This is a genomic window from Bdellovibrionales bacterium, assembly GCA_019750295.1.
GTDB lineage: Bacteria > Bdellovibrionota > Bdellovibrionia > Bdellovibrionales > JAGQZY01 > JAIEOS01.
The window spans coordinates 12924-34726 of the sequence record JAIEOS010000019.1 but is presented as its reverse complement, the minus strand read 5'-3'; the positions used below and the strand labels follow the sequence as shown (position 1 = coordinate 34726).

At 44.1% G+C, this 21803-nt stretch carries 21 protein-coding genes; 5 read left to right on the top strand and 16 right to left on the bottom strand.

Going from position 1 to position 21803, the window contains the following annotated elements; translation table 11 throughout:
- Positions 1 to 48: 48 nt before the first annotated feature.
- The 5 genes from K2Q26_05115 to K2Q26_05095 form a co-directional block, all read right to left on the bottom strand.
- The gene (locus K2Q26_05115; protein MBY0314875.1) at positions 49 to 438 is read right to left on the bottom strand and encodes a hypothetical protein; all 390 of its coding nucleotides are present in this window, start codon (positions 436 to 438) and stop codon (positions 49 to 51) included.
- 285 nt (positions 439 to 723) lie between these two features.
- Entirely contained in the window at positions 724 to 1845 is a 1122-nt protein-coding gene (locus tag K2Q26_05110) for a hybrid sensor histidine kinase/response regulator (GenBank protein MBY0314874.1), read from the bottom strand.
- The gene (locus tag K2Q26_05105; protein ID MBY0314873.1) at positions 1842 to 2303 is read right to left on the bottom strand and encodes a response regulator; all 462 of its coding nucleotides are present in this window, start codon (positions 2301 to 2303) and stop codon (positions 1842 to 1844) included. The genes K2Q26_05110 and K2Q26_05105 overlap by 4 nt, the downstream gene beginning before the upstream one ends.
- Positions 2304 to 2309: 6 nt before the next feature.
- A complete protein-coding gene (locus K2Q26_05100; GenBank protein MBY0314872.1) occupies positions 2310 to 3434 on the bottom strand; it encodes a PAS domain S-box protein in 1125 nt (374 codons plus the stop codon).
- Positions 3415 to 4821, bottom strand: a complete 1407-nt coding sequence (locus K2Q26_05095; GenBank protein ID MBY0314871.1) for a sigma-54 dependent transcriptional regulator — start codon at positions 4819 to 4821, stop codon at positions 3415 to 3417. Before K2Q26_05095 ends, K2Q26_05100 begins: the two co-directional genes overlap by 20 nt.
- Before the next feature lie 273 nt (positions 4822 to 5094).
- Between K2Q26_05095 and K2Q26_05090 the strand changes: the two genes are divergently transcribed.
- Together K2Q26_05090 and K2Q26_05085 are read left to right on the top strand one after the other, a co-directional pair.
- On the top strand, positions 5095 to 5502 hold the full coding sequence (locus K2Q26_05090) for a CBS domain-containing protein (GenBank protein ID MBY0314870.1): 408 nt from the start codon (positions 5095 to 5097) through the stop codon (positions 5500 to 5502).
- Between the two features lie 16 nt (positions 5503 to 5518).
- Positions 5519 to 5953: a potassium channel family protein gene (locus tag K2Q26_05085; GenBank protein MBY0314869.1), complete on the top strand. Its 435-nt coding sequence runs from the start codon at positions 5519 to 5521 to the stop codon at positions 5951 to 5953.
- Between the two features lie 12 nt (positions 5954 to 5965).
- On the opposite strand, the gene K2Q26_05080 is transcribed toward K2Q26_05085, so the two are convergent.
- The 9 genes from K2Q26_05080 to K2Q26_05040 all read right to left on the bottom strand — a co-directional run bounded on the left by K2Q26_05080 (position 5966) and on the right by K2Q26_05040 (position 14900).
- Positions 5966 to 6397: a hypothetical protein gene (locus K2Q26_05080; GenBank protein ID MBY0314868.1), complete on the bottom strand. Its 432-nt coding sequence runs from the start codon at positions 6395 to 6397 to the stop codon at positions 5966 to 5968.
- Positions 6394 to 7548 carry a hypothetical protein gene (locus K2Q26_05075; GenBank protein ID MBY0314867.1) on the bottom strand — a complete coding sequence of 385 codons (1155 nt, stop codon included), beginning with the start codon at positions 7546 to 7548 and terminating at the stop codon, positions 6394 to 6396. Before K2Q26_05075 ends, K2Q26_05080 begins: the two co-directional genes overlap by 4 nt.
- 242 nt (positions 7549 to 7790) lie before the next feature.
- Entirely contained in the window at positions 7791 to 8852 is a 1062-nt protein-coding gene (locus K2Q26_05070; protein MBY0314866.1) for an alcohol dehydrogenase catalytic domain-containing protein, read from the bottom strand.
- Positions 8845 to 9492 (bottom strand): ATP-binding protein, encoded by a 648-nt coding sequence (locus tag K2Q26_05065; protein ID MBY0314865.1) that lies wholly within the window; start codon positions 9490 to 9492, stop codon positions 8845 to 8847. The genes K2Q26_05070 and K2Q26_05065 overlap by 8 nt, the downstream gene beginning before the upstream one ends.
- The gene (locus K2Q26_05060) at positions 9493 to 10860 is read right to left on the bottom strand and encodes an MBL fold metallo-hydrolase (protein MBY0314864.1); all 1368 of its coding nucleotides are present in this window, start codon (positions 10858 to 10860) and stop codon (positions 9493 to 9495) included.
- 10 nt (positions 10861 to 10870) lie between these two features.
- On the bottom strand, positions 10871 to 11695 hold the full coding sequence (locus K2Q26_05055; protein ID MBY0314863.1) for a universal stress protein: 825 nt from the start codon (positions 11693 to 11695) through the stop codon (positions 10871 to 10873).
- Positions 11696 to 11840: 145 nt separating this feature from the next.
- Complete coding sequence (locus K2Q26_05050; GenBank protein MBY0314862.1) at positions 11841 to 12287, bottom strand: hypothetical protein; 447 nt, start codon at positions 12285 to 12287, stop codon at positions 11841 to 11843.
- Positions 12288 to 12332: 45 nt separating this feature from the next.
- Complete coding sequence (locus K2Q26_05045) at positions 12333 to 13988, bottom strand: HAD-IC family P-type ATPase (GenBank protein MBY0314861.1); 1656 nt, start codon at positions 13986 to 13988, stop codon at positions 12333 to 12335.
- On the bottom strand, positions 13989 to 14900 hold the full coding sequence (locus K2Q26_05040; GenBank protein ID MBY0314860.1) for an HAD-IC family P-type ATPase: 912 nt from the start codon (positions 14898 to 14900) through the stop codon (positions 13989 to 13991).
- Positions 14901 to 14999: 99 nt separating this feature from the next.
- Here K2Q26_05040 and K2Q26_05035 point away from each other — a divergent pair, with 99 nt between their 5' ends.
- Positions 15000 to 15155, top strand: coding sequence for a hypothetical protein (locus K2Q26_05035; GenBank protein ID MBY0314859.1), 156 nt, complete (start codon positions 15000 to 15002; stop codon positions 15153 to 15155).
- 465 nt (positions 15156 to 15620) lie between these two features.
- On the opposite strand, the gene K2Q26_05030 is transcribed toward K2Q26_05035, so the two are convergent.
- Complete coding sequence (locus K2Q26_05030) at positions 15621 to 18665, bottom strand: hypothetical protein (protein MBY0314858.1); 3045 nt, start codon at positions 18663 to 18665, stop codon at positions 15621 to 15623.
- A 253-nt stretch (positions 18666 to 18918) separates the two neighbouring features.
- On the opposite strand from K2Q26_05030, the gene K2Q26_05025 reads away from it, so the two are divergent.
- Positions 18919 to 19332 (top strand): hypothetical protein, encoded by a 414-nt coding sequence (locus K2Q26_05025; GenBank protein MBY0314857.1) that lies wholly within the window; start codon positions 18919 to 18921, stop codon positions 19330 to 19332.
- Complete coding sequence (gene uhpT / locus K2Q26_05020) at positions 19329 to 20675, top strand: hexose-6-phosphate:phosphate antiporter (protein ID MBY0314856.1); 1347 nt, start codon at positions 19329 to 19331, stop codon at positions 20673 to 20675. The genes K2Q26_05025 and uhpT overlap by 4 nt, the downstream gene beginning before the upstream one ends.
- Here uhpT and K2Q26_05015 read toward each other — a convergent pair.
- The gene (locus K2Q26_05015) at positions 20662 to 21792 is read right to left on the bottom strand and encodes a HAMP domain-containing histidine kinase (GenBank protein ID MBY0314855.1); all 1131 of its coding nucleotides are present in this window, start codon (positions 21790 to 21792) and stop codon (positions 20662 to 20664) included. The genes uhpT and K2Q26_05015 overlap by 14 nt on opposite strands.
- Positions 21793 to 21803: the final 11 nt, after the last annotated feature.

Sequence of the window (21803 nt, the reverse complement as noted above, 5' to 3'; positions counted from 1 at the left end):
ATTGCCATGAAAAATATTATGAATAGAATTCCCCGCATCACAACCCCCTTAGTCGACTTTTAAGGTTTTCTCGAAAAAGGTTCCGTCGTCGGCTACAAATCTTAAAGTGTGCGAACCTTCACTTAAAACTCCAAGAGAGATTTCCTGGTTAAACGGCACAAAAACCCGAATACATATCGCCTGTTTGACTTTAGCAATCGTCTGAATCACATGTTCAGTTCCGGTCTTATGCTCCACCTTTGCCGAAGCCATGGTGTAACAAGTGTTCGGGAAAAGTCCATTGACCACGACGTAGGCTTCAGATTTAGAATCAAATCCGCTCGGAATATAGACATCACTAATCGCAATGGCGATTTCTTTGACCGGAAAGTTTTCTGCTTGAGTTGCTAAACTGCTTCCGACGATGCCGCACACGAGAAAAAAAACTTTAAACTTCATATTAACTCCTTTGGTTAGTTGCTGACTCATCAGCATGAGCAACTCAGATGCCACAGTGATTGGTGTTTATTTTTGATTAGGATTTTTTTTTGAGACAGATCGTCAATCACCATCAGACAACATGGCAGGGATAAATTCAGCGGCTAGGTTTTATAAAATAGTTTGGCTCGAAAAAAAAAGCCGACGGATTCAAGTCGGCTTTTTGAGGGAACTTGAGAATATGCCTTTATATTCAGCTTCCTATCGAACTACACAAAGTGGGTTGCCCACAACATGACATCCTGATCAGCCAGCTTTAAATAGTATTACTGAAAACTTCGATCCAAAGCCAACCTGACTAGCCACAACAATTGTGCCACCCCAGGAATTGACGATGTTGTATGAAATCGCCAGTCCGAGACCAGTGCCATGACCAATGTCTTTCGTCGTAAAAAAGGGTTTAAAGAGATGTCGAAAGTTTTCTTCACTGATTCCAATTCCTGTATCAGCCACGGTTATTCTTACTTTATCTGCGAAATCTTCGACCGTGAATACGACTTCCGCCGGCCTTGTTACCTCTTTTTGCTCATTATTCCAACTTTCAATCGCCTGAATGGCATTGACTAATAAATTAATCAGCACTTGACCAAGGGGGCCGGCTTCGGCCTTAACTTGAAAATCGCTATTTTCAGGTTTTATTAAACGAATATTCTTACGTTCAAATTCATGCTCCAACAGATTAAGAACATCCCCTATGACCTCGGCAAGCCTTACAGCGCCCGCACTCCCCTTTTGATCTCGAGCTAAATGAAGTAGCGAATGCACCAAGGCCGCAATGCGGTCAATTTGAAGCGTAATAATTTGCATGTCCTTACGAAGACTTTCGTTCTCTTTAGCCTTTTTTTCTGCAAGCTCAGCTCGACTACGGATAATGCCTAAAGGTGTACCAATTTCGTGAGCTAAGCTCGAAGCTAAAAGTCCCAAAGATGCGAGGCGGTCTTTATGAAGTATTTGAGCCCTCACTTCATTGATTTCGTCGAGATCCTGAGCCTGCTTGATCGAGTAACGTATCGATCGCTCGAGAAGGGAGGCGGTCAAATGATTTTTTACCAGATAGTCCGAAGCTCCCATTTCCATGGCTTTAAAATCAAGATCAAAATCAGTAAGCCCGGTTAAAAAGATGATAGGACAGCGAAAGGTATGCTCTCGAGATTCGATTAAAAAATCCAATCCTGTCTTTTCTCCTAATCGATAGTCCAATAGACACGCGTCGAAATGTCCTTCTTTGAGTCTCTTAAGGCCATCGTAGTAATTAGAGGCCCAGACTAAATCGTATTTTGATGGCTGAATCTCTTGGAGTAAGTTATTGATATGAAAATAATCATCCTGATCGTCATCAACTAATAAAATCTTCAAACACGTGTTCATTGATCATCTCTTTTACGATCTGGCAGCTCGACAATTTCAAACCAATAACGTCCCAAATTTCTCATAACGTCCACCAAAGCGCTGAACCCCACTGGCTTTGTGATAAAAGAATTTGCCCCGAGATTGTACGACCTAACAATATCCTCTTCGGCTTGAGACGTTGTAAGTACGACAATTGGAATTTGATGAAGCCTTGGATGCATTTTTAATTCACGCAAGACCTCTCGACCATCCATTTTCGGCATATTTAGATCAAGTAATATTAATCCGGGCAGCCCGCCGAATTGCAAGTCGGTAGAATCCAATCTTTGTGACAAATAATCGATTAACTCAGTACCATCATGAACGAAATCCACTTTATTTGATAAACGACTTTCGACAAAAGCTTCTCGAATCATTTCGCAATCTTCTCTGTCATCATCGACAACAAGGATAGGAACGCTTGTTTTATTTTTCATAGATCCTCACTGCTTATGTTTTATGGGTAACGTAATTAGAAATCGCGCTCCCTCACCTAACCGGGAAATCGCCGTGAGAGTACCGCCGTGCCGATCAACAATTTTGCGACAAATTGCAAGACCGATTCCGGTCCCCTCGTACTCATGCCTTCCATGTAAACGTTGGAAGATCGTAAAAATTCGATCCGTATATTTTTGATCAAAACCAATCCCATTATCTTTCACTTCGATTTCGCAAGCGGCATGCTCGCCAAGAATAGATGACTCAACGATCCTCCCTGAAATCTCCACGAGAGGCGCTTGTCCCGGGAGCTGAAACTTTAAAGCATTACTTATTAAATTTTGAAACAGCTGTTGCATTTGGGTGGGATCAGCATCGATAGAAGGCAAGTCAGACACATTCACTTTCGCTCCACTTTGTTCAATCCTTATCTCTAAATCGGCACACACCTGATCTAGAATATGATTTAAAGATAAAGTGCTAAATGGCTTAGCCTTCGTTGTCACTCGTGAGTAGGTGAGTAAGTCATTAATGAGAATCTGCATTCGTCGAGCAGAAGATTGGATACGATCTAAATAATCAGTGGTCTCCTGATTGAGCAATCCGTTAGTTTTTGACTTTACACGGTCGGAAAATGATTGAATTTTTCTAAGGGGCTCTTGTAGATCATGAGCGGCCACCGAAGCAAACTCCTGGAGCTCCTGATTACTCACCTCTAATTTTTTTGCATATATTTTTAACTGTTCGTCCGCCAGTTTCCGTTGAGTGATGTCATAGCGAACAGCTACATATTTGAGAGGTTGACCGTTCTCATCCATAAAGGGAACGATGGTCGTATTCACCCAATAATATGATCCATCTTTTGCTCGATTCTGGATTTCCCCCTCCCAAGTCTGCCCTTGAGAAATGGTCTTCCACATATTAATAAAAAATTCGCGCGGATGATGGTGTGAATTGATGATACGGTGGGTGTTCCCAAGGAGCTCTTCTTCGGAATATTTCGAAATCGCACAGAATTTGTTATTGACGTAGGTAATGATCCCCTGTTTGTCGGTCACAGCCACAATGGCCGCCTCATCAATAGCCGACCTCAACTCTGCGAGATCTAGACTAGATAGATTCTTTTTCATAACTATCCTCGGTAGGCTCAATCGCGTCAGAAGTGAGTAGTCCGTAAAGCTGCTCCTTGCGGTATAAAGTCCGGCGACTTATTCCTAGCACTTTCGAAGCCTCGTCTTTTCTATTTTCTGTCTCCCCTAATATTAATTTAATGTAGCGCTCTTCGAGCTTCTCCAATGTAGGACGGTCGGAGTGAAGTTGCTCCAAATTTTGTTGTGCCTCCTCCAACGCGCTACCCAATACTGCGGATTTCTCGATGATGGTCCCAGGAGTAAGAACGATTGCACGCTCGATGACATTTTCGAGTTCGCGAACATTCCCCGGCCACGGGTGCGCTATTAACAGAGCGAGCGCTTCATTCGATATGCTCCTCACATTCGAGTTATTCCTTGCAGAAAACTTTTCGATAAATGAATTAACTAATAACGGAATATCTTCACGTCGCTCCCTTAGGGGAGGAACTCTGATCGGAACCACGTTTAATCTATAAAAAAGATCCTCGCGAAACTTTCCTTCCTTAGCCATCTGTTTAAGGTCTCGGTGAGTGGCTGCCAGAACGCGGACATCTATACTTTTTGTTTGATTACCACCAACTGCCCGTATTTCTTTTTCCTGGAGAACCCTTAAGAGTTTAGCCTGAAGGTGAAGACTCATATCACCAATCTCATCGAGAAAAAGAGTGCCACCATTAGCCTCCTCGAATAAACCCTTCTTATCCGCAATAGCACCGGTAAACGATCCTTTGATATGGCCAAACAGTTCGCTCTCGAGCAGGTGTTCGGGAATCGCCGCACAGTTGATAGGAACAAATGCTTTATTTTTCCTCAAACTTAAATTATGGAGGGCTTTAGCTATAAGCTCTTTTCCAGAACCACTTTCTCCACTAATCATCACACTTGCCGAAGCTGGCGACACAATCTTTATCAACTCAAATACCGCCGACATTGCGGGGCCTTTGCCTACGATTAAGTCTAACGAAAAACTTTTATTGAGCTCTTTTCTTAAACTTGCATTCTCCTCTTTGAGATGGACCTTTTCACTCGCTCTTTTGACCAGCAGGCTCAGTTCGTCGTTCTTAAAAGGTTTCACGATATAATGATAAGCTCCCGCCTTCATGGCCAATATGGCCGTTTCTATAGAACCAAAGGCCGTCATCATAATAGAAACCACAGACGGATAGTCCTTCTGGACTTTTTTAAGAAACATGAGGCCATCAATATCTTTCATTTTATGATCAGTAATAAGGATATGGGGAACTTCGGATTGGAACTTTACTAAAGCCTCCGCTGCCGATAAGTATTGGGAAACGTCGCAGCCTTCCTCCGTAAGGAGATCTTTTACAACTCGGCCCATTTCAACATCATCATCAACAACAGCAATTTTAAGTGTTCTTTTCATAATCATCCTTACTTTGTAAGCCAAATCATTACAACTTTTATGCCATTTAAGAGCTTGAGAAAGGGTCAACAAATGGCTGAGCTTTAACAGCTAAATGCTCTGTAGTACTCGCCAGCGCAGGAAGAAGATATTCAGAGAAAGAGTAAGACAAGTTGTCCCCCTGATTAGTTCTCAATTGACAAGTTGTCACGAAATTTGAGGCCTATGCTGCTGTAGCCTTGGTGAGTCTGGCAGGGTCTTTGCGATGAACGACAGAACTAACAAGGAGATTTTATGAAAGCAATACCCCAGATCCAAAAATATATGACTTTTGTACCTAAATCCATCGGCGCCGACCAACCCATTTCTAAAGCGCAAGAGTTTATGAAGAAACTACATCTGCGGCATCTTCCCGTACTCCGAGGGGGTAAACTGGTAGGTGTTATTACCGAAAGGGATATTAACTTTATTCTGCAATTCGCAGAAACAAACGCCGAGACTCTGACGGTAGAAGACGCTTACACTGCCGACCCTTATCATACGACGCCGACGGCTCCTCTGAATGAGGTGGTAAGTCATATGGCAGAAAAAAAGTACGGCTGCGCCTTGGTCGTGGATAACGGTAAACTTGTAGGAATCTTTACCGAAATTGATGCCTATAACGCGCTTTCAGATCTTTTAGAAACGCGACTCAAAAATTAGTTGGAGTTCCCGTTTCATGCAAAAAACAAAAGCTTTATTTCCTCGTAAGCAACTTATGAGGAAATGCTTTAGAACTAAATACAAAAGAAGGCTGACGGCCCTTTTGAAACACCCTTTTTTTTGGGTGCTTACCGTGTGCGGGAATAGCATGATAATTGCGGGCACTTTATCTTTTTATATATTTGAAACTCCCTATCGCAAGCACCCGTTGTCGCTAATGGATTGTCTCCTTTGGAGCACGGGTATTGTTACGACGATCGGCTACAGCAACAATGAGGCTTTCACTTTCGCCGGCAAATTGACCATTCTCATTTTAATGTTAGGTGGCACACTCTTTCTGTGGTCCTATATGGCATTTTTGGTTTCTGCTCTGATCACCCCTGAATTGTCCTCTTTAGAGAACGATATTCATCAAGTCGAAAAAGAACTGGAAGACCTCCAAAGAAATTAAAACCGACTTAAACTAAGGCATCGGCGGGGTCTTAACCTCAAATATAAACTTTTCCGATTTTTTCTTGGAACTGATCGTAAGCTCTAAGACCACCGGGTTTACCTCTCCAAAATTTTGAGCTTCGAAATGTTTTTCGCGTCTGGTAATCTTTAGTACCTTGCGCTTCGGATTGATCTTTTCCAGGCGCAGAGACACCCCTGAAAGATCATAAGTTCCATTAATTTTAACGTTAGATAGATCCAGCTCTGCTTCTTCCCGCCCGAACACAAATATTTTGAGTGGACTGCCGGGCACTAACCTGACCGAAAACAAATCTCCCTGGCGACTGAGAGCAGTTAAATCCGAGGGATTGGGATCATAAGGCCTAATTTGCGCTAAGGCTAGCGTTGTTGCCGAGAGAAGACCAAGAACTAGGGGTATCTTAATTAGCTGAGTAAGTGTCATGGAATCACCATTTTCTCGAGCGACTTAAGCTTTTCCTCGACCAAGTAGGGAAGCCTTTTGCCGCCGCTCCCTGTATATCCTAACTCAACACTTTCCTTGTATGCTTTGAAACACCGAAGGCCGATCGCTGACTTAGGCTTTGTCTTAAGGCACTTTTCGTAATACTTTTCGTGAATATCCCAGAAGGTCATTTCGTTGATGGCTTCATAACAGAGTCCAGTAATGTAGAGCGCCTCAGCTAAATTTTCTGGCTTTGGAAATCGCTTGAAGTAAGTATGCATAAGTTCCGTAGCGATTAAATAATTTACCTCTCCCGTATAGACCACCCGGTGCGTGTTATCGTCATTTAAACCTATGAGCCGTTTTACTTTCTTTAAAAGCTGATCCTCGGTAGTAAATTCGAAGGGCCCTTCTTTTTGCCATTTTCGAATATCGTTTTCCCAAATTATGGCCTTGTCTTTAAGTGCGGTATTTAAATGGTCCGTTTCTCTAATTTTTTTACAGATTAAAAGTGCATGCTCGGGGCTCTTTTTAACTCTGACCGCAATCATCAAGGCGATGTTAATCGCGGGCTCTAGACCGGTTTTGTGAGTTCTCAGGACATCAGGATTTTTAAGCTTAATCATTACCTTATGGTAAGCGGAATCAAAATGGCGCAGGCTGGCTTCGAGGCGAACCTTATCTATCCATGATCCAGAAATCATAGCCTTCGACAAAGCACTAACAAAGGGAAGTTGAGTTCCAGTAGAATCTCGAGTGTGACAGGCGATGCAATAGGATATTGCTGATCCGAGCTGACTTTTTGAGTAGGAATAAAAGCCGTTCTGCATGCCATTATTAACAAGTGCAATTTGGTCCCGAAAGGATTCCGAAATAAATGCGAGAGATGGATCATCCTCCGGAGATTTAACACCATGTGCACTGCCAAGATCGATTTTTTTTGACACTTCATAAAGCTTATTGGCCTTAGACTTCAGTTCAGCTATCTCGCGCGGGGTTTTAGGGTCTGGTTTAAACACCTCTGGTAAAATATCCTCCAAAGCCGCCGAAAGATTTTTCATCTCTCCAATCCAAACTGTTCTTTTCACATCATCTGCACTCACCGAAAATGCAATGACGATAAAAAAGGAAAAACAAAATAATTTACTCATAGGCATCAAACTTTCTATTGAACAACAAGGTTCTTAGGGCGTGCTTTCTAAAGACTGGTGAAATATTTTTAACCTTAAAAAATTTTTGGATCATGCAAGACATCTTTTACACCTCTGCTGTGTCTTTCTTTTACTTAGCAAGCGAAGTGCCAGAAATGTCTTGTTTAGATAGAACTTATTGAATTTCAAGAAAGTCATCAGCCCTCGATGAGACAGACTGTCATCGTCGAGGACAACTTGTCTTACGGGCGAATAGCGACCTTAAGAACTCCGTCTCTCTGGTGAGAAAAGAGATCGTAAGCTGAAATGATTTCGTCTAATGAAAATTCATGCGTAATCATCGGCTTGAGGTGAATACGGCGGGCACTTACCATATTCATTAATCGACGCATTCTCTCTTTACCCCCAGGACAAAGAGTAGTTACGATTTTGTGATCCCCTAGACCTGCAGCAAAGGCGTCTAGGGGAATCTCCATCGACCGAGAATAGACCCCAAGACTCGAAACTGTACCCCCTGGCTTAATGACTCTTAAGCAGGACTGAAAAGTGGATTCACTTCCGAGGGCCTCTACGGCAACGTCGACGCCACGCCCGTTCGTCAGTCTTAATATTTCGGCTACGGGATTTTTTTCAGAAAAATTAATGGTGACGTCGGCCCCCATTTGTTTAGATATCAACAGTCGTTTTATATTGTTATCCACCGTGATAATCTGGCTAGCTCCACTCACTTTGGCTCCAATCGTCGCACATAGACCTATTGGCCCCTGGGCAAATATAGCCACCGTGTCTCCGATCTTTACTTTTCCACTTTCAATTCCACTCAAACCTGTACTCAAAATATCTGGACACATCAAAACCTCGTTGTCCGAAAGCGAATCTGGAATTACGGAAAGATTTGCCATGGCATTCGGAACGAGAAGATATTCGGCCTGAGCGCCGTCAATTGTATTACCAAACTTCCAACCCCCCATAGCGTTTCCACCGCACTGGGAGTGTATTCCATCAAGACAGGAATAGCACTGACCGCAGGGAGTAATAGCTCCGACGATGACTCTTTGACCTAAAGAAAAACCTTTAACTTCGCTGCCAAGGCTTTCAATAATTCCTACAGGTTCGTGACCGATCGTTAAGCCCGATTTCACTGGATATTCGCCCTTCAAAATATGAACATCTGTTCCACAAATCGTCGTAAGGGTAATTTTGATAAGCGCTTGCGTGGGTCCCGGAACTGGAACAGGTTTTTTTAAGATTTCAATCTTACCTGGCGCAATAAAACACAACGACTTCATCATCCGGTCACTCATAAATCACCTCTGAATTTTTACTTCTCATTAATGAATCTAAAATTAACTTCGCGTCATTTAATTTTTTAAAAAAATTATTTTTCCCTTGAACCTCAAAATAGTTCGGATGATCGCGCCACAGTTCAGCAATCCGACGATCAATGATCGAAGCTTGATTCGCACTTTCAATTCTGACGGGATTATCGTGATTGTAGTAAGTAAACTTCAATGGGGAGCGTAAGTGAATGACACCCGTGTATTTAGAGTATTCCTTTTTTAAGCTGGTGTTCAGTTGACTAAAGAAATCGTCCTCACATCTAGGCCAATAGGCCAGTCCATCGAGAGTTCCACGATCACACACCCCCCACGAATAATACTTTTCATCAATAACGAGAGACTGCATCTCATTTTGGACGTGATAGATCGCACGCTGGACCGCCATCTTGGCGGTTTCAGAAGAGAGGCGCCAAAATCCCCCACTAAAAAGGATCGATGCGGCCTCGGGAATGATTGCGGTATGCCGGCACGAAATTTTTCTTATATATTCGAGGAACGCTGTTTTCCCAACTCCGGGTCCACCAGTGATAACGATAAACTGCGTCGGAATCTTTGTTACATGGCCGGAGCAACTTCCTTCGCAGGCTATAGCTGATTTAAACATTTATTCTCCTAATACAACCGTGTCACCATGAAGTGGGACAGTACATTGCCAACCAAACTTTTCCTCCAACCTCTTACGGAACTCGTCAGAGGCAATGGATTCTCCGTGGGTAATAAAAACTCTCTTTGGAGAAATTCCTGATCTTTCAAACCAATCCATCATCTCGAGATGATCGGCATGAGCCGAAATACTCTCAAGCAAGCAGACTTCAGCTCTGATGGGGACATAGGAACCATGCACTTTAACTTCTTTTGCCCCGTTCTTTAATGCAGCCCCTCGGGTTCCCTCACTCTGAAATCCAGTGAGCATGATTGTATTATTAGCAAAAGGGGCGAAGGCTTTTAAATGGTGCAAGACTCTGCCCCCGGTCAGCATGCCGCTGGCAGAAATAATAATCATTGGACCTTTTTTCTCATTTAGTTCTTTAGAGGCCTCAGTAGTTTGAACAATCGTTATGATTTCGTCGATCGCTTTGCACTCTGTTTCGGTTAAGCGATGGAGGTTTGGATATTTTCGGAAGATTTCACTAAAAGTTTTCGCCATTGGACTATTAAGATATATCGGTACATCGGGGATCCGCTTTTCTCGGCGCAAAACAGACAGTAAATACATTAAAGCTTGGGCCCGCCCTACAGCAAACGCCGGCACAATGATCGCACCTTCTCTTTGTACAGTTTTATTTATAATGCTTTCCACGACTTGATATAAATCCTCTACCGGGTGAATACGGTCACCATAGGTAGATTCGGTAACCAAATAATCAACGGTGGGTAAATTATCCGGTGGAAAAAAAAGAGGATCGTCGTTTCGTCCCACATCTCCCGTGAATCCAATGCGTTTCCCATCGACCTCAAGAATAACTGACGAGGCACCGAGAATATGACCCGCATACTGAAAAGCAACTTTGATATCTTTTGTTGCATTAAATGTAATATTAAACGGAACCTGATGAAAATACGCCATAGAAGCTTCTGCCTCTTTCGCGGTAAACAGAGGTAATGCAGGCTTGTGTTTTGTTCTCCCCGATTTGTTAAGATAGCTGGCCTCTTCCTCCAGGATCGATCCGCAGTCCGGCAATAATACCCCACACACATCGGTCGTTGCCGATGTGGCGTAGATTTTACCCCTAAATCCCTCGTTAATGAGACGAGGGATTAAACCGGAGTGATCAATGTGAGCGTGAGTTAAAATAACTGCAGCGATATCTGCGGGATTTTCAGCAGGCAAATCCCAATTTTTTAGACGAAGAGCCTTTACGCCTTGGAACAGCCCACAATCCACCAAAACCTTTTGATCTTGGTAAGTCACCGAGTACTTTGACCCGGTCACCGTACTGGCGGCTCCTAAAAATTGAATGCTTACACTCATGATTTTCCCACTAGTTTGGAAAAACGATCATCGGTTTTTCGATGTTTCGCATAATTTTGGAAGTGACACTGCCAAGAAACTTGAATGAGTCCGAATGATCCCTCGGCGTTACCGCCACAACATCTGCAAGTTCGGAGCGGACTTCAATTTTATCCAAAGTGTTACCTTCGACATTCGTGAGTTCGATTCTGGGGTTTTTCTTTTTGAATCGCTTCTTGAGTCGATCATCTTCATTTTTGACCTGCTCATAAAGAAACCGATAGGCTTGTAAATCTAAGATGGGGGTGGGACTCTGCATAACATGAAAATATTCTGCTTTTGCCGAAAACACTTTCTTTAATTTCTCAACACCCTTAACAGTTGTATCCGAATTGGCCGTCAAATCACATGGGACTAAAATTTTCTTAGGAATTAAAGTCCGTTTACCCCGATGGATCCAGGTCGGAAATGGTGAAAGCAAGGCGAGTTTTTCAGCCGTACTACCTAGGAAAAATCTTGCAATCAAGCCATGACCTTTATGACCAGCAACAATCATGGGCTGCTTTAAGCCCCTAGCAACAGCAATAATTTCTTCATAGGGATAACCGTATCTGAACACAACTTTAGAAGAAGGATTAAGCCGATACGTTTTTCTCACCTCTTTTTCGTAATATTTGGCAACAACGTCTCTTTGTACTGAAAATCGCTCATCAAAAACGGCGATATCCTCAAAGGTATAAACGTAGGTCAAGGGAGCTTTCAATCTTCTAGAGAGCTCCTGGGCTTGTTTTACAACGGTTTTTGAATAGGTCGAAAGATCAACACCGACAACAATATTACGAATACTTTTAAACACTGTTCCTCCCGAACGTGAAGTTTTAAAGCATTCATTTCAAGAAGCTGGCCAACTTTTAAAAACCCTTAGTGATGGTCCAACCTAATATTGAGACATTTTGTCAACAGCCAGGACAATATCAATGACAACTTAACCCATGAAAGAATTAGCAATTATCACCTTTATCAGCGAATCGGCGATCCACGTCCCCCCAACCCCAAACGTGACCAAATAATATCCACGATATTCCAATCAGCAATATCTCTGCTGAATTCTGCCAGACTCCATAAATAAGCACCAGTGTACCGATAAGCTGTAAGATTAAATTATAGGGATGCAAATGCAAAAGAGCCACTTTTCCAAGTGTTGTCCTTGCAAAGAGATTCGTATCGATATCAATGACCGAAAGTAAAGACACTAAACGACAGGCCGTGAGCGCCGCGAGCGCAGACATAAGATTATGATCCCAAAGATAATATATAAACCATAGTTGGCCTATTGAATCGATAAAAATACTCCGCGGATGAAACCTTAATAAGACGTACTTTTGCAATGCGGAAAATCCTTTTTGTACATAATCAGCTTTATCCTTTAAAAATACATCTGAATCCACGCAGACCTCCTAGGTAGCTTCTGTATATAAAATTAGTAGCATCGTTCATGCCAAGAATTTAAATCTAAATTTTGCTAGAGTATTCCATATAAATAGAACCAGAAAACAAAACACTGATAAGCCAAAACATAAGAGAAGGTATCGGTTGCTAATCTGAGAAAAGGAAAAAATATTATTAATTGTCTGGTTATAATTGCTTATTAATATAGACAAACCTGTCCCTATTATTAACAAATATGATTTTTTCTTGAGAAACGTTGATATTATATTATTTACTCTCCCTTGAGAAACTTCGGCAAAAACAAGGGAGAGATTGCAAGTAATCAAAGCAAAGATCGTCAACGCACGAACTTGATTTATCTCCATCTGGTCGTCAATTATTACGGCAAAATAAATAGAGAATGTGACCGCGAAAATAAAAAATCCCTGCAATAAGCTGCGAAGGATGTCAAAAAAGCCAAATAGTTTTTTGTCCGCACGCCTCGGCTTTACAGTCATTACCTTGTTGTTTAACGATTGAGACTCAAAAAGTAACGAACTTATTGGATCAATAATAAGCTCTAATAAAACAATATGAATTGGCAAAAGAACCGTGGGCAGACCTAATAGAGCGGGAAAAAGTGATAGACCCGCGATGGGAACATGAATAGCAAATACGTAGCTCATGGCCATCTTGAGGTTATTGTAAATAATTCGCCCTCTTTCAATGCCCGATACAATCGAAGAAAATTTATCGTCCATAAGCACTAAGTCTGCAGATTCCCTAGCCACATCAGTTCCGCGAACTCCCATGGCAATACCAACATCGGCCTGCTTTAAGCTTGGAGCATCATTCACCCCGTCCCCAGTCATTGCGACGATTTCGCCGGTTTTGCTTAATAACCTTACGATTCTTAACTTCTGATCATGTGTCACGCGTGCGAATATGTTTGTGTCTTTAAGACGAGTAATTATCTGATCGTCGGATAGCGAATGTAAATCCTGACCTGTTACAACCCTTGTTGAATTTGTTAAATTAATTTTTTCTGCAACTTTCGAAGCCGTTACTGGATAGTCTCCGGTCATCATGATTATTCTTATCCCAGCGTTCTTACAGACTTGAATAGAATGTGCAACGTCTTCTCTCACTGGATCTTCGAAACCAATAAATCCGACCCATTTTAATTTTAGCTTTCTAATGTCCGGGGGCAACTGATCAATATCGCAATTTGCCTTTGCTACACCTAAGATCCGAAGCCCATTGTTAGCGACATTTTTTATGGTTTCCTCAATGCTAAATCTATCCTCATTAGACATCTCGCAAAGACTAAGAACAGCTTCGGGGGCACCTTTCGCAGCAACAAGGGCCTGTTTACCTTTCAATTCTTGCCATACATTTGCCATTACGAAGAAATTATTCTTGATTGGATATTCTTGATCGAGCTTCTTATACTTCATTTTATTTTCGATGAGTCGCTCGGCCTCGAACAGTGATTTTTCCATGGGATCAAAAGAGTGCTTATTACTCGAAAATATGCCAAATTTTAAAATATCTTTGATATCGACGTTCAAATCAGTTTGATCGTTTATTTTTTGCGCAGAGATTTGAGACTCTAAGTAGGCAATTCGCATACTATTTTTAGTGAGGGTTCCTGTTTTGTCCACACAAAGCACCGTGATCGCTCCAAGCCTTTCGATAGATACGGGCGTTCTCACCAGCATTTAAACTTTTGAGAGCCTCCAGGCGCCGAGCGCCATAAAAATAGTGAGTACAACGGGAAACTCCTCAGGTAGAAGTGCCAACTCGAGGGCCAACCCGTTCAGAATCGCTAAAGACCAATTCGCAGTTCTAACTCCCACCACCACGACGAGAATTACTGCAATGATGGCTCCCATAAAGGCGAAATTTCTAACAATTTTTCGAACTTCTTTATTTAGATTTGTTCCTTCAACGATGGTGGCTTGGGCACTTTTTCCTATTTTCCCCAGTATCGTTTTTTGTGCAGTTTCGGTAACCACCGCTTTGCCCCTACCGCCCACCACCATCGTTCCCATAAAGATTTGAGATTTATTTTCGCCGCGAGACTCATCCCTGTCGGTGGTTCCTAAACGAGCATTTTTGATGACTGGCGCCGATTCTCCTGTAAGGAGTGATTCATCGATGTGTAAGCTATTAGCCTCAATAAGAATCGCATCGGCCGGAATCCTGTCACCTTCCTTTAATAAAATGATATCGTTCGGAACCAATTCCCTCGTTGCGATGATCTGCTCTTTGGAGTTACGAATAACTACCGCTTTAGGACTAGATAACTCGCGCAGGCTGTCAATCGCATCTTTTGCTTTTTTCTCCTGATAAAGCGAAAGAGCTATGACAAATAGGACGGAAGTACTCAAGACCATGGCCTCTTTGAATTCACCAAGAAGAAAGTAAAAAGCGACCACAATTAGCATTAAAAGGATCATTGGTTCTTTGAGTGTTTTAAAAACTAAAACTAATATGCTTTCTCTGGCTCCGATGAGTATCTCGTTATAGCCATAAAGACGAACTTGAGATTCAACCTGCGAAGTATTTAGACCGATTAAATTATTCAAAGGCACTATAGAGGTGACATCATTACTTAATCTATTATTCATCAGGAGTTACTAGAGCAATTCAAATACCAATCCCATAATAGCTACAATGTTAGGTTGGGTTTCGGTGAGCTAGGACTGGGACAAATTGTCTTTAAAGGAATGACAATCTGGCAATCGGGAGCTGCGTGGTTGGCTATAGATCTCGAAAGAGACAGATGGTTCAAAAAAATGACCGCTTTTTATCCTCGCTTTCAACCGATTGAAAAATGTCTGACACCAGTGCCTTCTCGTTACGACTGGACACTGATTCAATAATTGATTACATTGAATTCATCACCCAGGGCTGGGAGGAAATCTATGATGTCCATTTTCACGTTATTCTTAAATTTGGCCTTAGCCGCGCCGGTGACGTGTGTACCGACGTCATGCTCCCCAGGCTGCGATAGTTCGTGCGATTACCAGACCTGCACAGGCAATTCGACGAACAGCTTTTTAATAGACAAGCTACCACATACCTATCAAGTCAAACCGGACGCCTGCGAAGACAGCCTAGAGGGGCGCGTCTGGAATCAGATCCCATTTGCCGAGGCTGACGTTTCTGTGAATACCCTGCAATCTAATGTGAGCCACTCTTACAAAATCTGTGAAACCAAAACCAGCTACGGCCCAGCATGCCCTCCACCAGATCCGCCGGGGGAGCCTGGCCCTTTCTAATCTCAGAGTTTTTATTTTTGCCTAAATCAGGAATTTATTTCGGTAAGAGGCGTACTGTACACCTCATCACTGGCACGTATAAATATCGTGGTACGCGGCTAAACCACCCATAAAGAGCACGCACGTGTCTCCCACCGACGGACAGTAATCTCCAGGAGCTATGAATAAGCTGCAAGTGTTCGTCGCTGGGCCAAAATTGGAGGAGGTGTGTTGCCATGTACCGCCACACGCGTGCGTATTGCAAGAGTTGGAAGTGGCCTGAGCCGAGTGACAATCCCCACCACCACCGCGAGAGCATGCCATCGTCGATGCCGGCGCTCCTCCTGGACAATCGTTGCGAGAGCAAGCTTGCGAGTCCGCAGGTCTTCCACCGCCACACAGTCCATCAGCGACCGTAACACCATCGTTCCGTTGGCACCAGACCGTGCGTGTTTCGGTACCTGAATTCGTAGGACACCACACCGAGCGAGAATTTACACCGCCCACCACAGGACAATACTGATTTCGATATTGAACGCCGCCACCACAGGAGGCACTACACGCTCCCCAACCATCATACGTAAACGCGGGCTGAGCCGCAGAGCACGCCGACCATCCACCTGTTTGCCAGGCCGGCTGAACCGCCGTGCATCCCGCCCAACCCGTTTGCTGCCACGAGTAGGAGTAAATCACCCAAGAGTATGTCGCTACCGTGCTGGTATTACCCGCAGCATTTGTGGCGCGGATATTTACAGTATGGTTGCCCACGCTCAATCCCGCGCGCGAATCTGGCGAGCTGCAAGAAGTCCAGGCTCCCGCATCCCACTGACACTCTGTCGAAGCGATGGGAGATTCGCCATCGGTTGCAGAGAACTGAATCGAGGCTGAAGTGCTGGTTAATCCGGTCGTAGGAGTCGAAGTGAATGCTATCGTAGGAGCCGTCACATCGATCATCCAGTTGGCAATGATCGACGAGCTCATATGCCCTAAATGATCTTGAGCTTGAACTTCAAGACTATGATTACCGGGGGCTAAGGAGGGAATATTGAAAGGACTCGTACACGTCGCCCAGGCTCCCCCATCAATTTTGCATTCGATAAAATCGACACCGGCCATGCCCGAATCGATCGCGGTGAAGGCGAAGTCCGTGTTTGTCGAGGAAACATAGGAATTCGGCTGTAAGGTAAAATTGACCGTGGGCGGACTGAGATCGACATGAAACGTGTGTGTTTGAGTTTCAACGTTTCCAACAATGTCGGTCGCACGTACACTAAATAGATAAGTATTCTGAACCAAAGACGAATAATTATGGGGCGTCGTACATGGAGCAAACCCGCCTCCGTTGATATCACATTCGACCGATGCGATCCCACTCAAGGCATCGAGCGTGGTGAATTCGAATGTCGCCGACGTGTCGTTATTCACGGTCAATGGAGCATTGGTGATCGTCACCACAGGATTCTCGCTATCGACACGAAATTGAAACGGAGAGTTACCGGCGACGGTCTGTAAGCCGGCCCTATCCACCGAGCGAATATGTACGGTATATGTTTCCCCGTTGAGAAGAACTGAGCAAGTGCCACCGACAAAGTTATAATCTAAAAGCGGGTCTGCCACAGACTCCTGGTTACAAATTACACCATTGGAGAGATCACGTATCGACACTAAATAATTGATCGCATCCGTGGATGCTGACCAATACGCACGAGGAACACCCGGAGCCCAATTATCCTGAAGACTCTCGGACACTCCCGTCACGCCCGTCAGCATAAAATTTCCGGGCGGCGTGAGATCCACGGAAAAAGGAAAGTCCGGAGCTGTTGTCACATTCCCCGCAGGATCCTTCGCCGTGATCCGCACAAGATAGTTCCCCGCAGGAACTAGCGCGCAGTTTTCAATCTCTAATTGAATGAGCGACATCGACGCCACTGCCTGACAACGCACACTCGTATCTAAATTTAAGATCTGAACGGTATACTCTTTTTGCCCCGTCGAAGCCGTCCAGTGGATCACTGGATCTACGAAATCGGAAAGATATTCGTCGACAATCAAATCATCTTCACCCGTTACACCGGCCACGGTGAATAGGCCTGGATTTGTGATATCGTATTCGATCGACATTAATGGATGTTTATCAGTGCGGAGGTCTCCATCGTTGTTAAGTAACCAAAGATAAACTCCTTTGAGACCTTCACCCGCCGACAGGTTGTAATGGGAAGGACGAGAGGTATGCCAGCCATTACTTGGCCCCTGTCCACCAGGACACGCATCCGTCGGAGCCGTGGGACTAAAGTTCGCATCTTCGGTAAGACACCAATAACCGGCCCACGAATCATTGGTCACGCTCACGTTAACGGCGACGCCGTTCGAAAAACCAGGATCAGATCCCGCCAGTGATAAATTTAAACCTGGAGCGTAAATATCAATTTCGGCGGAGGGAGAGCACGTCAAAGGACTTTCGTTACTCGCTTTATCCACCGCGACCACTTGGAAAGAATAAAAAGACCCATGACTCAGTCCCGCAAACTCTTCAAGCAAAGAATCCGTATCAATGGATTTGACCACACTCCCCGTACAACCCGCTTGATCGTAAAGTTTAATTCGATAAGGCAGTTCCGCTAAACCCGAGATCCCGTTATCGACCGAGGGATTCCAGCGAGCTTGGAGGCTCGTCTGCGAGGTGTACATATCAGTGGGTGGAACCACGGGGGTCACTGGATCTGGATTTTGCTGATCGATCCCCACCCAAGGCGTACATGCCGTTTGGTAGGCCTTTTCGTCGATGGTAATGAAAAGTCGAAATGAATATTTAATTCCATCTTGAAGATTATTGATACGAATGGTGTCTAGAGAACTTTGCGATTGCTCCGTGAACGTCCCGGAACAGTCGAGAGATTCGTAAACCGCAGCCACCACATCGGCATTGCCAAAATGCCCGCGGAGGTTCACCTTAGTTTCGATTTCAATCTCGTTTTGATTAATATACTTGGCAGACTGGAGCGAGGCATACTCGACGTCGCTGGCCCGAAGATCTTGGTACTGTACACTCTTTGTGCAGGAAATGGCCAAGACTGCAAAGCCGGCCGCGGCGGTAAGATTTCGGAATTTAAAACAAATTTCTGCCCGAGCCATATTTTATCCATCGGTTGAAACGAGAAAATCTTGAGCTAAATGAGCAATTGCGATTCAAAAATAGACAATCCAGTTCCCTGAGACGATGGATTATGGGATATGGCGTCTCACAACCCCCTTCCTTTTATCTTAATCCACACGCGATTTGGTGCAAACTTGCCTGTAAAAAGGTGAAATTTGGATTCCGCAATGGACAGAAATCTCCAACGTTCAATAACCTTGTGGCCTAACCAGATCTTATTTGGGAGGATCTATGATTCAATTTTTAATGTCCTGTTCAATTCTTGCCACAGTCTCTTTCGCGAGCGCACAGACAAAGAGCGAGCAGCAAAAGATAACGAACCAAAACTCGGCCAAAATACTTCGTCAGGTCCTTTCGAAAATTCCCCTTAACAGCCACAGCTGTGTGGCCAACGTTGGCGATAATGCGGGAAATATTATTGAAGTTCTCTATTGCGACGGAGAATTGATTGCACAAAATGTAAAGATCATCCACGTAACAAGTATGTTCGAAAATATCGTTTCAGAACAAGCTTCAACTTTATTCATGAGCGGTATGCTCGAATTCGCCTTTGAACTTAAAGGCTACGTAAGAACGAATCATTACTCTAAATACATCTTCCAGAGAACTCACCGCGCTGACAAAATGGATTCAAATACCTTTTGAACACATCTCATTTAACAGCGAATCTACGAAAACGAGCATGGAGGGGCCCATTTTTTAGATCCTATCTTGTCGTTTTTATCGGGTACATGTGCATGTACCTTATCCGCAAAAATTTTAACGTCTCTCAAAATGATCTTATCGAACAACATGGTCTTACTAAAACAGATCTAGGCACTATCGGCTTTTGGTTTTCGATCACCTATGGAATTGGCAAATCCGTTGTCGGCTATTACGGCGACGGGAAAAACACCAAGAGCCTCGTGGCCATCTTATTAATGATCTCGGGCTTCTGCGTTCTTGGCTTTAGCTCGGTCATCGGATCAGTTGCGGGAATGACGTTTTTCTTCGCGCTCAATGGATTTTTTCAAAGTGCGGGTGGTCCTCTCAGCTACTCCACCATCACCAAATGGACTCCAGGAAAATGGCGAGGCACGTTTTTGGGGCTCTGGAATATGTCTCATAATGTCGGTGGCGCTCTCGCCGCCGTGGTGGCTACTTTCGGAGCTGAGCAACTGTTCGACGGAGACGTCAAAGGAATGTTTATTCTCCCCGCTCTCATCGCGATCGTTGTGGGCTTTATCGGGCTGTGGATCGGTTCGGACTCACCAGAAACCTATGGCCTAGGAAAAGTCGAAGAGATTTTTGGCGAACCCCTCTCCGTCGAGGACACCCAAGTCGCCTCCAATCCTATGAGTAAATGGGTAATCTTTAAAAAATATGTTCTTAAAAATCCTTATGTGTGGGCTTTGGGCTTTGCCAACGTTTGCGTGTATGTTGTCCGCATCGGTGTCGATCAATGGGGCATTGTCTATGCCCGCGAGGTTCTAGGAATGTCGAAAGAAGTGGCTAAACAAGGCTTTACGCTTTTTGAGGTGGGTGCACTTTCGGGGGCGCTTTTCTGGGGTGGAATTTCGGACTTTCTTAAAGGCCGTCGCGCGTTGGTGTCGATGATCGCTCTCGCACTCATTCTTGGGGCGTTGAAAGTCTACGAAGGTGCGCGAACGGAAGAGATCCTTCTCGCTTCCATGTTCAGTTTAGGATTTTTGATCTTTGGACCACAGCTTTTAGTATGTGTAGCAGCGTTAAGATTTATGCCGAAATCCGCCGTCTCGGTCGGGAATGGAGTCTTAGGGACTTTCGCTTACCTCTTGGGGGACTCCTTTGCTAAGCTCGGTTTGGGAATGATGGCCGATAATAAAGTGGTGCTGGGTCTTACGGGATGGTCAGGAACTTTTAAGGCCATGTTTTTCGCAGCCATCACCGGAATACTGATTCTGGCTTACGTGGCCATTGCCGAAGAACGAAAAATACGAGCCACCTCATCAAAAATTAGGTTCGAGTAATTTTGGGTTGAGCCGAATTCTCACCGGTCACAGGCCAGCTCTTACTTTTCTTCTCGATAATTTTGGGAACTGTTATAACAAACGCACAGCCATGGCCCGGATGATTATGCACCTCAACCGTTCCCTGTAGAAACTCGATGGATCTCTGAACAATAGTCATACCTAGCCCCAAGCCAGAGCGGTCTGCCGTGCCGGACACGAAAGGTTTAAAGATATTCGAGAGTAAGTCCTCGGAGATACCGCCGCACTCATCAGCCACTTCGATGGCTATGGCATCATCCGTCTCCACCGCGTGAAGAGTGATCGTGCCATTTTCTTTCGTATACTTAATCGCATTCTGAACTACATTTGCGATGGCCGATAACAAAAGCTGGCGATCCGTTTTTAAAAAAACCGAACTTTCGGCGTTATTTATTAGTTTTTGAGATTTTTTTAAAGCGTCGGCACAAGCGGTAATCACGATCTGATCAATGAGATCTTTCAGGTCAAACTCTTCAATGAAAAGTACAGGATCTGAGGACATCCTTACTTCCGAGAGAGATCGATCAATGATTCTACGCATTCTCAACAGATTTTCCTCAAGCACTTTGGAGGTACTTCCCCCAACCCCAACCAATCCTTTTTTTATCATTTCGTGCGCGACCGTGGCACTCGACAAAGCATTGCGAAGTTCATGAACAAGAAAACCTATGCTCTGGACTCCTTTTGCTTTTTCGTCGGATACGCTACGAAATTCAAACTCGGAGACCGCCGCCGCGATTGCGATATCTAAACACATGTTGAGGTCATTAAAGCTTTGCGAAGAGATGGATGTCGATTTCGATTGCGCTAACCCAGTTATGGCCTGGCAAACCGAACCATAAGCATGAACGACATGGGACAGCGTATAGTTAAGTCTTAACATTTCAAGACCATGCCGAGAGGCTTCAGCCACGATCCCTGTTTCGTCGGGATGGTCTTTCGGACTATCAAGATAGGTAATCAATTGATTTAGGAAGTTTGGAAGTCCTTTTTCCAAATCATGAGAGGACTTTCTTCCGCCAGCAAGAGATCGTGTTTTCTCTAAAGCAATGGCGACGATTTCGGCTTGGTTTTTTTTCAAGAATGAACTTAACATTTTCAATTCTC

Excerpts from the sequence above, each read along its gene's own strand:
- K2Q26_05115 (MBY0314875.1), bottom strand. The coding sequence starts at position 438 with ATGAAGTTTAAAGTTTTTTTTCTCGTGTGCGGCATCGTCGGAAGCAGT.
- K2Q26_05110 (MBY0314874.1), bottom strand. The coding sequence starts at position 1,845 with ATGAACACGTGTTTGAAGATTTTATTAGTTGATGACGATCAGGATGAT.
- K2Q26_05105 (MBY0314873.1), bottom strand. The coding sequence starts at position 2,303 with ATGAAAAATAAAACAAGCGTTCCTATCCTTGTTGTCGATGATGACAGA.
- K2Q26_05100 (MBY0314872.1), bottom strand. The coding sequence starts at position 3,434 with ATGAAAAAGAATCTATCTAGTCTAGATCTCGCAGAGTTGAGGTCGGCT.
- K2Q26_05095 (MBY0314871.1), bottom strand. The coding sequence starts at position 4,821 with ATGAAAAGAACACTTAAAATTGCTGTTGTTGATGATGATGTTGAAATG.
- K2Q26_05090 (MBY0314870.1), top strand. The coding sequence starts at position 5,095 with ATGAAAGCAATACCCCAGATCCAAAAATATATGACTTTTGTACCTAAA.
- K2Q26_05085 (MBY0314869.1), top strand. The coding sequence starts at position 5,519 with ATGCAAAAAACAAAAGCTTTATTTCCTCGTAAGCAACTTATGAGGAAA.
- K2Q26_05080 (MBY0314868.1), bottom strand. The coding sequence starts at position 6,397 with ATGACACTTACTCAGCTAATTAAGATACCCCTAGTTCTTGGTCTTCTC.
- K2Q26_05075 (MBY0314867.1), bottom strand. The coding sequence starts at position 7,548 with ATGAGTAAATTATTTTGTTTTTCCTTTTTTATCGTCATTGCATTTTCG.
- K2Q26_05070 (MBY0314866.1), bottom strand. The coding sequence starts at position 8,852 with ATGAGTGACCGGATGATGAAGTCGTTGTGTTTTATTGCGCCAGGTAAG.
- K2Q26_05065 (MBY0314865.1), bottom strand. The coding sequence starts at position 9,492 with ATGTTTAAATCAGCTATAGCCTGCGAAGGAAGTTGCTCCGGCCATGTA.
- K2Q26_05060 (MBY0314864.1), bottom strand. The coding sequence starts at position 10,860 with ATGAGTGTAAGCATTCAATTTTTAGGAGCCGCCAGTACGGTGACCGGG.
- K2Q26_05045 (MBY0314861.1), bottom strand. The coding sequence starts at position 13,988 with ATGCTGGTGAGAACGCCCGTATCTATCGAAAGGCTTGGAGCGATCACG.
- K2Q26_05040 (MBY0314860.1), bottom strand. The coding sequence starts at position 14,900 with ATGAATAATAGATTAAGTAATGATGTCACCTCTATAGTGCCTTTGAAT.
- K2Q26_05035 (MBY0314859.1), top strand. The coding sequence starts at position 15,000 with ATGACAATCTGGCAATCGGGAGCTGCGTGGTTGGCTATAGATCTCGAA.
- K2Q26_05030 (MBY0314858.1), bottom strand. The coding sequence starts at position 18,665 with ATGGCTCGGGCAGAAATTTGTTTTAAATTCCGAAATCTTACCGCCGCG.
- K2Q26_05025 (MBY0314857.1), top strand. The coding sequence starts at position 18,919 with ATGATTCAATTTTTAATGTCCTGTTCAATTCTTGCCACAGTCTCTTTC.
- K2Q26_05015 (MBY0314855.1), bottom strand. The coding sequence starts at position 21,792 with ATGTTAAGTTCATTCTTGAAAAAAAACCAAGCCGAAATCGTCGCCATT.